We start from the raw sequence: 9,874 nt of genomic DNA, 5'->3' as shown, positions 1-9,874 counted from the left end.
GTCACACCCGTTCCCATACCGAACACGGAAGTTAAGCTCTTTAGCGCCGATGGTAGTTGGGGGCTTCCCCCTGTGAGAGTAGGACGTCGCTAGGCGCAAAAAGTCGCTGCTGATAAACTCAGTAGTGGCTTTTTTTATATCCAAAAGAATAATCATTTATGCAGAGGCATAATTGACGCCCGCTGAAAGAAGTTAAATAAAAGCAATATATATAGGAGACATTTCACCAATCACTTGGTTGAAATGTCTCCTTCCTATATTTTATACAGTTGCTGTTCGTAGCTCTACCCGGCGAATCTTACCAGAAGTTGTTTTTGGTAGTTCATCGATAAAGACAATACTACGAGGATATTTATAAGGTGCTGTTAATGCTTTAACGTGCTCCTGTAGCTCTTTTGTTAACTTGGCCTCATCACGATCTCTGAAACCTTCTCGTAAGATGACAAAGGCTTTAACAATATGTCCTCTAATTTCATCTGGTGCTGCGACTACAGCACATTCTTGTACAGCTTCATGTTTATTTAAAGCATCCTCTACCTCAAATGGTCCAATCGTATAGCCTGATGAAATAATGATGTCATCTCCTCGACCTTCAAACCAGAAGTATCCGTCTGCATCGCATTTGGCCTGGTCACCAGTAATATACCAATCTCCACGGAAGGCAGCTTGTGTACGTTCAGGCTCACGATAGTACTCTTTAAATAGAGCAGGAGATGATTTATGTACAGCAATATCTCCAACTTCTCCAATTGGTGCCTCGTTACCCTCATGATCAATAATACGGATAATATTGCCTGGGGTAGGAACACCCATTGAACCAGGACGTAACTCAGAATTTTCAAGTGTGCCTATTAATAAAGTATTTTCCGTTTGGCCATAGCCATCGCGCACTTTAAGACCAAAGTTGTTCATAAATGTTTCGATGACTGGTCGATTTAATGGTTCACCAGCAGAAACAGCGCTACGTAGAGAAGATAGATTATAGTCTTTTAAATTATCAAGCTTCGCCATAATTCGATATTCTGTTGGAGTACAGCATAATACATTGACTTTTTCATCCTGAAGCAGTTGAAGGTATGTTTTTCCATCAAATCCTCCTTGGTATACAAATGCAGTTGCGCCTAGCATAATAGTCGATAAAAATGGACTCCAAATCCATTTTTGCCACCCTGGAGCTGCTGTAGCCCACACTAGATCACCTTCACGTACACCAAGCCATTGAGAAGCAGCTGTTCTAATATGTGCATATCCCCAACCGTGCGAATGAACAGCTCCTTTTGGTTTACCAGTCGTGCCTGATGTATAAGAAAGAAATGCCATATCATCTCTTTTCGTCGCCGCTGCTTTAAATGTATCCGGTTGTGTACTAGCCAATTCATTTAAAGACGTCCAATCACCTGTAGCAGTACCTATGACTAGTTTATTATTTAAAGCCTCTACTGAAGAAGTAATACGATCTACTTCACTAGTGAACACTTCATAGGCAATTACTGCCTTTGCGGAAGAGTGCTCCATACGATATTCTAAATCACTTGCACGTAACATTTCTGAGCATGAAATAGGAACAATTCCAGCCTTTAGACAGCCAAGAAAGACAAAATAAGCCTCAGGCAGACGTGGAATAATAACTAATACGCGATCTCCTTTTTGAAGCCCCTTCTTCGTTAAGACATTCGCATATTGATTCATTTTTTGAACAAGTTCAACATAGGAAATTGTTCGGCGTTCCTGTTGAGTATTTAGCCATCGTATTGCTTGACGATCACTATCTTGGGAAAATTTCTCTAATTCCTCTGTGATGTTATAGAATTCTGGTGCAATTAAATCGTTTGTTACCATGTGAACATTCCTCCCCAAACAAATTTAATAGAAAATTCATAAAACTATCTCCATTTTAACAATTACAATAATATACAGCAAGAATATTCTATACATAAAATAGAAATATTAGATTTAATAGAGAACTATTAGGGTTCAGGTGGATGTAAAGGTATACTTCGACAAAAAATATAAAAATTTTCACAAAAGTATTGCATAATTTATAATGCTTGCTATAATAATAAATGTACTTATAGAGGTTTTAAAAACCGAATTGAATAGTATTGTTCCGAAGTAGCTCAGTTGGTAGTAGCACCTGACTGTTAATCAGGTTGTCGCAGGTTCGAGTCCTGCCTTCGGAGCCATTTTTTTGCCCATTTATAATGGTGATGTTATACATATAAAAAAAGTATAAAAAAAGTATTGCATCGATCAGTAAATAATGTTATCATAATTCTTGTCTTGTTCGAGACATTTGAAAAATGGCCCCTTGGTCAAGTGGTTAAGACACCGCCCTTTCACGGCGGTAACACGGGTTCGAATCCCGTAGGGGTCACCATTTATAAAACTTTGTAGTAATGCGAAGGTTTAAAAAAAAATTAACTGTGAAGAAATAAACACCTGTTTCTATGGAGGATTAGCTCAGCTGGGAGAGCATCTGCCTTACAAGCAGAGGGTCGGCGGTTCGAGCCCGTCATCCTCCACCATAATGTGTTATTTCGGAGGGGTAGCGAAGTGGCTAAACGCGGCGGACTGTAAATCCGCTCCTTAGGGTTCGGCGGTTCGAATCCGTCCCCCTCCACCAGTTTTTTTATATATGATTGGGGTATAGCCAAGCGGTAAGGCAACGGATTTTGATTCCGTCATGCCTAGGTTCGAATCCTAGTACCCCAGCCATTTTTATATTTTTTGAGCCATTAGCTCAGTTGGTAGAGCATCTGACTTTTAATCAGAGGGTCGAAGGTTCGAGTCCTTCATGGCTCACTTTTATTGAATAAAAAGTGTAACATTAACTACAGATACTAATCTCTTGCTGAAAACAGCAGGAGATTTTTTTATGCTCTTCTTAATTGTATAAATATTCATAAAATTGTGAGGTTGAGCCAGGTAGGATACAGGCTTTACAATAGACTTACAAGTACAAGGGGGTATGAAAAAATGAATAAACTAAATATTTCTATTATTGGGGTACCAACAGATTATGGGCAAACTCGTAGAGGGGTAGATATGGGACCGAGTGCCATCCGTTACGCAGGTGTTGTAGAACGCTTAGAGGCAATTGGGCATGTAGTACATGATCAAGGGGATATACGTGTTAGTCAAAAACAAGAGGGTATTATTGTTGATAAACAACTTCTGAATTTAGAGGAAGTTATCGATGTAAGTACATCTTTGGCGAATAGTGTAAATAAGTCAGTGGAACAAAAGTCATTTCCACTTGTACTCGGTGGCGACCATAGTATTGCTATTGGTACACTTGCAGGACTTAGTGAGCAATATAAAAATTTAGGTGTTATTTGGTTCGATGCACATGCTGACCTTAACACACCTGAAACGACACCTTCTGGTAATATACATGGTATGCCGTTAGCAGTTAGCATTGGCCTTGGTCATGAACGCTTAGTGAAAATTCGTAATAATGTACCGAAAATTAAACCTGAAAACGTCATTATTATTGGAGCACGTTCCGTAGATCCAGGTGAACGTGAATTAATTGGTCAGCAAGGAATCAAGGTGTATACAATGCACGAGGTAGATCGTCTTGGGATGACGCGTGTAATGGAAGATGCTCTTGCCTATTTAAGAGCGCGCGATATAGATGGTTTGCATTTATCACTTGATTTAGATGGATTAGATCCACTTTATACTCCAGGGGTTGGGACACCTGTACCTGGTGGGATTACGTATCGAGAAAGCCATTTGGCGATGGAGATGCTTCAGGAATCAGGTATGCTCACATCTGCTGAATTTGTTGAGGTTAACCCAATTTTAGATGAAAAGAATAGAACAGCTGATGTTGCTGTAGCATTGATGGGTTCCTTATTTGGTGAGACCCTAGTATAAGGCTCATCACTCTAGTTTAAAGATATTTGACAAAAAATTGCCTATTGCCACAATGTATAAAAATCTTTTGCTATAATTAATAACAAAATGAAACTTTTCTTATCGATGGGTCGTATAGTATAAGACAGTTGTAAAGGTGGAGAAATCAACACAATGGATGCGTTAGTAAACAAGAGAATAAAACAAGTGCTTAAAGGTGATCAAAACGCATTTGCAGATATTGTGAGTCTCTATCAGCACAAACTGTACCAAGTATGCTTTAGGATGTTAGGGAACAAGCAAGAATCTGAGGATATTACACAAGAAGCGTTTGTTCGTGCCTATATGAACTTGCATACTTTTGATCAAAAAAGAAAATTTTCGACGTGGCTTTATCGCATAGCGACAAACCTTTGCATAGACCGAATCCGGAAGAAAAAGCCGGACTATTATTTAGATGCGGAAGTAGCTGGTACAGAAGGACTTGATATGTATTCGCAAATCGCAGCGGATGACCAGCTACCAGAAGAACAGATAGAGCAAATGGAACTGCAAGATCGTATTCAATATGAGATTGGACGTTTGCCGGATAAATACCGTTCAGTTATAGTATTGAAATACATTGAAGAATTATCATTACAGGAAATTAGCGAGATTTTAGATATGCCTCTTGGAACGGTGAAAACGAGGATTCACCGCGGACGTGAAGCATTACGTAAGCAATTAAACAATCTGTAGGAGGGGAAGCGTCATGAATACTTGTCCAGAGCATATTATAGACTATATCCATGATTATTTAGATGGTGACATTAGTCGTGAGCATGAGCAAGAGTTAAAACGCCATTTGCATACATGCAGTGATTGTAAACAATTGATGCAGGAATTAAGTGAAACAATCGCCTTTGTGAAGAGTGCTTCCCATATTACAGCACCTCCGCATTTTGAAGAAGCCGTCATGGCTCGTTTACCGAAACCCAAAAGTCGTGTAGGCATGCAAAAATGGATTCGCCGGCATCCATTCTTTGTGGCAGCGGCAGTTTTTTGTTTATTCATGAGTGCAACTTTACTAGGTAGTTTCATGGATGACCAACAATTCTCTGTGACTAAACAGCCAAACCTTGTTGTTGACGGTCAAACGGTTATTGTACCGAAGGGAGAAGTTGTAAAAGGCGACATTGTTGTTAAAAATGGTGATTTAATTGTTGAGGGTGAAGTGGATGGCAATATTACCGTTATTAACGGACAGTATATGGCATCTTCGGCAGTTGTTTCAGGAAAAATAGAAGAAATTGACGAAGTATTTGAATGGCTTTGGTATACGATTAAAAATTCAGTAAAGTCTGCTGTAACATTCGAGGAGAACCAAGCAACTAAATAACACTCTATACGTCCTAATAGATAGTGCACGTGAGAGGCTGAAAGGTCTACTCTTTTGAGTAGACTTTTTATTTGAAAAAAGTTACATTTGTTAAGAATGTGCTATACTTAAATGTGTATGGATTCGCAATGAAAAGTGGGGGATGCCACGTGCAAATTATCGAACATTTCACTAATTTAACACCTGTGAATATTGTTATTAACTTATTAGATGTACTGCTCGTATGGTACGTTATTTATAAAATTTTAACCCTCATTAAAGGTACGAAGGCTGTCCAATTATTAAAAGGGATTTTCGTAATTATTATTGCGCGCCTTGCTACAGACTTCTTTGGGTTAGAAACGTTAGGGTGGATGTTACAACAAGTTATCGAGTTTGGTTTCTTGGCGATTATTATCATTTTCCAACCTGAAATAAGACGTGGCCTTGAACAAATTGGTAGAGGCAAGCTATTCCAACGTTCAATTAGTCAAGTTGAAGAAGAACAAACGAGGCTTATTGAAGCGATGAAGAAATCTGTTAGTTATATGGCCAAGCGTCGTATAGGGGCGTTAATTTCTATTGAAAAAGAAACTGGTCTAAATGAATATATCGAAACGGGCATAGGACTAAATGCTGAGATTTCATCGGAGTTACTGATTAACATTTTTATACCTAATACACCGCTTCATGATGGAGCAGTGATAATGCAGAAAGATAAAATATCGGCAGCGGCTTGTTATTTACCGCTTTCTGAGAGTCCGTTTATCTCTAAAGAACTTGGGACACGCCACCGAGCTGCACTCGGCTTAAGTGAAGTGACAGATGCCATTACTATTGTCGTATCAGAAGAAACCGGTGCCATTAGTCTTACAATGAATGGTAATCTACATCGAAATCTTTCTCTAGAGGAATTCGAAGGGCTGTTGCGTAAAATGTGGTTCGGATTAGCACAGGAGTCAAATGCAGCCTCTAAGTTAACTTGGAGGGGGAAAAAGAATGGATAAAATGATGGATAGCCCTTGGGTGTTACGAATCGTCGCACTATTTCTAGCCTTTTTGTTATTTTTCTCCGTTCATACCGAATTATCTCCTAAAAATAAAACAATAACGAGTGAGCAAACAGAGGTAATTCGAGATGTACCTGTAGATGTTTTTTATGATGATAAGAACCTCATTGTAACAGGTATACCTAAGACGGTGGATGTTACGATAAAAGGTCCAATGCCACTTGTTATAAAAACAAAGACAACGAAGGATTTTTCTGTATTTGTGGATTTGAGTAAATTACTTATAGGTGAGCATAATGTTAACCTACAATACCAAAATATTTCTGATAAGTTGCAAGTTACATTAGACCCTAAGACTATTAAGGTAAACATTGAGGAAAAGGTCACACAGGAGTTTCGTGTTGACCCTGAGATGAGTAATCGTTTAATCGAAGAAGGATATATTTTAAATGGCATGACTGCTAATCCAGCTACGGTGTATGTTACAGGTGCCAAAAGTGCCATTGATAGCATTAGCTATGTAAAAGCCACTGTAACAGGTGAACAAGGCTTGAAAGAACCGTTCTCACAGATAGCGGAAGTTAAAGTATTAGATCGTGATTTAAATAAATTAGATGTTACGATTGAACCGAAAACTGTGAAGGTACAAGTAGATATTGGAGCATACAGCAGAGAGTTGCCTGTAGTGCTTAAGGAAGTAGGAAAAGTGGCAAATGATATAACCGTTAACCAGTTAACAGTTAGCACTACAATGGTGAGGGTATACGGTAGGAAATCTATCCTAGATGGTTTAACTGCAATACCATTAGAGGTGGACTTATCAAAAATTACAGAATCAACAACTTATGAATTTGATGTAAAATTACCAGAAGGTGTGACAAAAATATCTGAATCAAGGATTAAAGTGAAAGCAGACATTACGAAGGTAGAGCAGGAGAAAACACCAACAACGACACCAACAACTACCACACCTGCACCTTCACCCGTACCTGCACCTGCACCTGAACCTCCGCCTACTAAGGAGGAATCAGTCACTCCTTCTGAGGACAACACGCCACCAACAGAAAAAACAGAAGATGTTGATTCTTAAACAATAACTGACTATAATTTTATTTTGATTCAGTAGAGATTTCGTTCTCTATCGGTAAGGGTGTCATTTTCGGTTTTGAAACATTAACGAAAAAAGTTGCTCAGGCTAAATCAAAATACCTTATGCTAAATTTATCTGTGCTAATTTACAAGTCCAAATAAATGGGCATAGGGGCAAAATGAATAGTTACCAGAAAATGAACGAAAATAGACTTTTCCAAAAGTAAGCAGACGAGTGGTCTAGTTGTCAGTGTAGACAAGCGTGACCACCGTCTTGCATTGAAGGAGAGAATAATCAAAATGGGTAAATATTTTGGAACAGATGGCGTCCGTGGCGTCGCGAATAGTGAATTAACACCGGAGTTTGCATTTAAGCTTGGCCGCGTAGGTGGCTACGTTTTAACGAAGGATGCAACGGACCGTCCAAAGGTTTTAATCGGTCGTGACACACGTATTTCAGGTGAAATGCTTGAAGGTGCACTTGTAGCTGGTCTTTTATCAATCGGCGTAGAGGTAATGCGTCTTGGTGTTATTTCAACACCAGGTGTGGCTTACCTTACTCGAATTATGAGCGCAAATGCAGGCGTTATGATTTCAGCTTCACATAACCCAGTTGCTGATAATGGTATCAAATTTTTCGGTCCTGATGGCTTTAAACTAACAGATGCACAAGAGGCCGAAATCGAAGCAATATTAGATGCACAAGAAGATACATTGCCACGTCCAATCGGGGCAGATTTAGGTTCAGTAAGTGACTACTTCGAGGGTGGACAAAAATATATTCAATATTTAAAGCAAACAGTGGCTGAAGAATTTGAGGGCATCCATGTAGCATTAGATTGTGCACATGGCGCTACGTCTTCACTAGCTACACACCTATTTGCAGATTTAGAAGCGGATATCTCAACAATGGGTGCCTCACCAACAGGCTTAAATATTAATGAAGGTGTCGGTTCAACACATCCAGAGGGGTTAGCTAAATTTGTCACAGAAAAAGGTGCTGACGTTGGTCTAGCGTTCGATGGCGATGGGGACCGTTTAATCGCAGTAGATGAAAACGGTAAAATTGTTGATGGTGATCAAATTATGTTCATCATTGGGAAGCATTTAAATACAGTTGGTCGCTTGAAAAAGCAAACAATCGTGTCGACGGTAATGAGTAACATGGGCTTCTACAAAGCTGTTGAAGATAACGATATACACAGTGTACAAACAGCTGTAGGTGATCGTTATGTCGTAGAAGAAATGCGTGCCAATGATTATAATTTAGGCGGCGAGCAATCTGGCCATATTGTTTTCCTAGACTATAATACAACTGGTGATGGCTTATTAACGGGTATTCAGCTTGTTAACATTATGAAATCTACAGGTAAAAAACTGTCAGAGCTTGCTTCTGAAATGAAAATTTTCCCACAGCGTTTAGTCAACGTACGTGTAACAGACAAGCATGCTGTGACGGAAAATGCAAAAGTTGCTGCAGTGATCGCTGAGGTAGAAGCAGATATGGCTGGTAACGGTCGCGTGTTAGTGCGTCCTTCTGGTACTGAGCCACTTGTACGAGTAATGGTGGAAGCTGCGACAGAAGCAGACTGCGAGCATTATGTAGAGCGTATAGCAGATGTTGTCCGTACTGAGATGGGCTTAACGGAATAAATAGTTTATCTTCATTCAGTAGGTGATAAACACCCACTGAATGAAGATAAAGCCTCCGGCGGATGTCACGGATTTTGAAAGGAATGAATTGTGCAGGCACAATTCAAAACCCAGACGAAATTACGCCAAGGCGAAATTTATCAACAACTCGATTTCCTTTCAAAGGAGGTCGGGTTTTTTTATTTGGCACAAAAAAGTAACTTATAGAAAAGTAAAAGTTGTGGATAGAACCATCGAAGTGATGGATAGAACGATTCTGTGTTTCACATATTGAGAGCTCGCCAACGAAATGAATGTTTTCAAAGAGAATGGGAACAGTAGTACAGAGTCACAATTATAAGGAGTGTTGTATGGCAATGGCTAAAATTGCTACGGTGATTACTGATATGTTCGAGGACGCCGAATTTACGAGTCCTAAAGGAGCGTTAGAAGCGGCAGGTCATGAACTAATAACGATTGATACGACAGCGGGCATTGAGGTAGAGGGTAAGCACGGGGAGAAAGTAAAAATAGATAAAGGCATCGATGAGGTAACGGCTTCTGAATTCGATGCATTGTTCATCCCAGGTGGGTTTTCTCCTGATATATTACGTGTAGATGATCGCGTTGTGGCATTTGTAAAGGAGTTTATGGACGATATGAAGCCAACCTTTGCTATTTGTCATGGACCTCAATTACTCATTACAGCAAAAACATTAAATGGTCGTGACGCAACTGGCTACAAATCAATTCGAGTAGACTTAGAAAATGCAGGTGCGATATTCCATGACGAGGAAGTGTTTGTTTGCCAAAAACAATTAGTAACAAGCCGCACACCGGAAGATCTACCAGCATTTAATCGAGAAATTGTGAGATTATTAGCGAGTGAAGAAGGCTAAGTTTAAAAGGCACAGGTGAATATGCC

Annotated in this window: 8 protein-coding genes, 6 tRNA genes and 1 rRNA gene; 14 read left to right on the top strand and 1 reads right to left on the bottom strand. The window is 39.5% G+C overall.

Annotated features, from left to right (window positions below; genetic code table 11):
* Nucleotides 1-95: ribosomal RNA gene (rrf, locus tag ACFCYJ_RS21110) — 5S ribosomal RNA — on the top strand; the annotation flags it as partial.
* Between the two features lie 166 nt (nucleotides 96-261).
* Here the strand turns inward: rrf and mbcS are convergent.
* Complete coding sequence (mbcS, locus tag ACFCYJ_RS21105) at nucleotides 262-1,839, bottom strand: acyl-CoA synthetase MbcS (RefSeq protein ID WP_376076658.1); 1,578 nt, start codon at nucleotides 1,837-1,839, stop codon at nucleotides 262-264.
* A gap of 267 nt (nucleotides 1,840-2,106) precedes the next feature.
* Here mbcS and ACFCYJ_RS21100 point away from each other — a divergent pair.
* The 13 genes from ACFCYJ_RS21100 to ACFCYJ_RS21040 all read left to right on the top strand — a co-directional run bounded on the left by ACFCYJ_RS21100 (nucleotide 2,107) and on the right by ACFCYJ_RS21040 (nucleotide 9,848).
* Nucleotides 2,107-2,183 (top strand) — tRNA-Asn (locus ACFCYJ_RS21100).
* 119 nt (nucleotides 2,184-2,302) lie between these two features.
* A tRNA-Glu gene (locus ACFCYJ_RS21095) sits at nucleotides 2,303-2,377 on the top strand.
* Nucleotides 2,378-2,449: 72 nt separating this feature from the next.
* Nucleotides 2,450-2,525, top strand: a tRNA-Val gene (locus ACFCYJ_RS21090).
* A 14-nt stretch (nucleotides 2,526-2,539) separates the two neighbouring features.
* Nucleotides 2,540-2,623 (top strand) — tRNA-Tyr (locus ACFCYJ_RS21085).
* A gap of 17 nt (nucleotides 2,624-2,640) precedes the next feature.
* Nucleotides 2,641-2,715: transfer RNA gene (locus ACFCYJ_RS21080), tRNA-Gln, on the top strand.
* Nucleotides 2,716-2,729: 14 nt separating this feature from the next.
* Nucleotides 2,730-2,802, top strand: a tRNA-Lys gene (locus tag ACFCYJ_RS21075).
* Between the two features lie 174 nt (nucleotides 2,803-2,976).
* Complete coding sequence (gene rocF / locus ACFCYJ_RS21070) at nucleotides 2,977-3,882, top strand: arginase (protein ID WP_376076656.1); 906 nt, start codon at nucleotides 2,977-2,979, stop codon at nucleotides 3,880-3,882.
* Nucleotides 3,883-4,035: 153 nt separating this feature from the next.
* Nucleotides 4,036-4,599 (top strand): RNA polymerase sigma factor SigW, encoded by a 564-nt coding sequence (gene sigW / locus ACFCYJ_RS21065; protein ID WP_376076653.1) that lies wholly within the window; start codon nucleotides 4,036-4,038, stop codon nucleotides 4,597-4,599.
* Nucleotides 4,600-4,612: 13 nt separating this feature from the next.
* Nucleotides 4,613-5,239 (top strand): zf-HC2 domain-containing protein, encoded by a 627-nt coding sequence (locus ACFCYJ_RS21060; RefSeq protein ID WP_376076651.1) that lies wholly within the window; start codon nucleotides 4,613-4,615, stop codon nucleotides 5,237-5,239.
* A gap of 149 nt (nucleotides 5,240-5,388) precedes the next feature.
* The gene (gene cdaA, locus ACFCYJ_RS21055; RefSeq protein ID WP_376076650.1) at nucleotides 5,389-6,225 is read left to right on the top strand and encodes a diadenylate cyclase CdaA; all 837 of its coding nucleotides are present in this window, start codon (nucleotides 5,389-5,391) and stop codon (nucleotides 6,223-6,225) included.
* Complete coding sequence (locus tag ACFCYJ_RS21050) at nucleotides 6,218-7,318, top strand: CdaR family protein (protein ID WP_376076647.1); 1,101 nt, start codon at nucleotides 6,218-6,220, stop codon at nucleotides 7,316-7,318. Before cdaA ends, ACFCYJ_RS21050 begins: the two co-directional genes overlap by 8 nt.
* 299 nt (nucleotides 7,319-7,617) lie before the next feature.
* Nucleotides 7,618-8,970: a phosphoglucosamine mutase gene (gene glmM / locus ACFCYJ_RS21045; protein WP_376076645.1), complete on the top strand. Its 1,353-nt coding sequence runs from the start codon at nucleotides 7,618-7,620 to the stop codon at nucleotides 8,968-8,970.
* A gap of 356 nt (nucleotides 8,971-9,326) precedes the next feature.
* Nucleotides 9,327-9,848 (top strand): type 1 glutamine amidotransferase domain-containing protein, encoded by a 522-nt coding sequence (locus ACFCYJ_RS21040; RefSeq protein WP_376076666.1) that lies wholly within the window; start codon nucleotides 9,327-9,329, stop codon nucleotides 9,846-9,848.
* Nucleotides 9,849-9,874 lie beyond the last annotated feature (26 nt).

It is taken from the genome of Lysinibacillus sp. NPDC056232, from assembly GCF_042267565.1.
GTDB lineage: Bacteria > Bacillota > Bacilli > Bacillales_A > Planococcaceae > Lysinibacillus.
The sequence above is the reverse complement of the archived record's forward strand: the minus strand, read 5'-3'. Positions and strand labels throughout refer to the sequence as shown.

Bases quoted from the DNA above. Each gene is read 5' to 3' on its own strand.
- mbcS (WP_376076658.1), bottom strand. From the start codon at position 1,839: ATGGTAACAAACGATTTAATTGCACCAGAATTCTATAACATCACAGAG.
- rocF (WP_376076656.1), top strand. From the start codon at position 2,977: ATGAATAAACTAAATATTTCTATTATTGGGGTACCAACAGATTATGGG.
- sigW (WP_376076653.1), top strand. From the start codon at position 4,036: ATGGATGCGTTAGTAAACAAGAGAATAAAACAAGTGCTTAAAGGTGAT.
- ACFCYJ_RS21060 (WP_376076651.1), top strand. From the start codon at position 4,613: ATGAATACTTGTCCAGAGCATATTATAGACTATATCCATGATTATTTA.
- ACFCYJ_RS21050 (WP_376076647.1), top strand. From the start codon at position 6,218: ATGGATAAAATGATGGATAGCCCTTGGGTGTTACGAATCGTCGCACTA.
- glmM (WP_376076645.1), top strand. From the start codon at position 7,618: ATGGGTAAATATTTTGGAACAGATGGCGTCCGTGGCGTCGCGAATAGT.
- ACFCYJ_RS21040 (WP_376076666.1), top strand. From the start codon at position 9,327: ATGGCTAAAATTGCTACGGTGATTACTGATATGTTCGAGGACGCCGAA.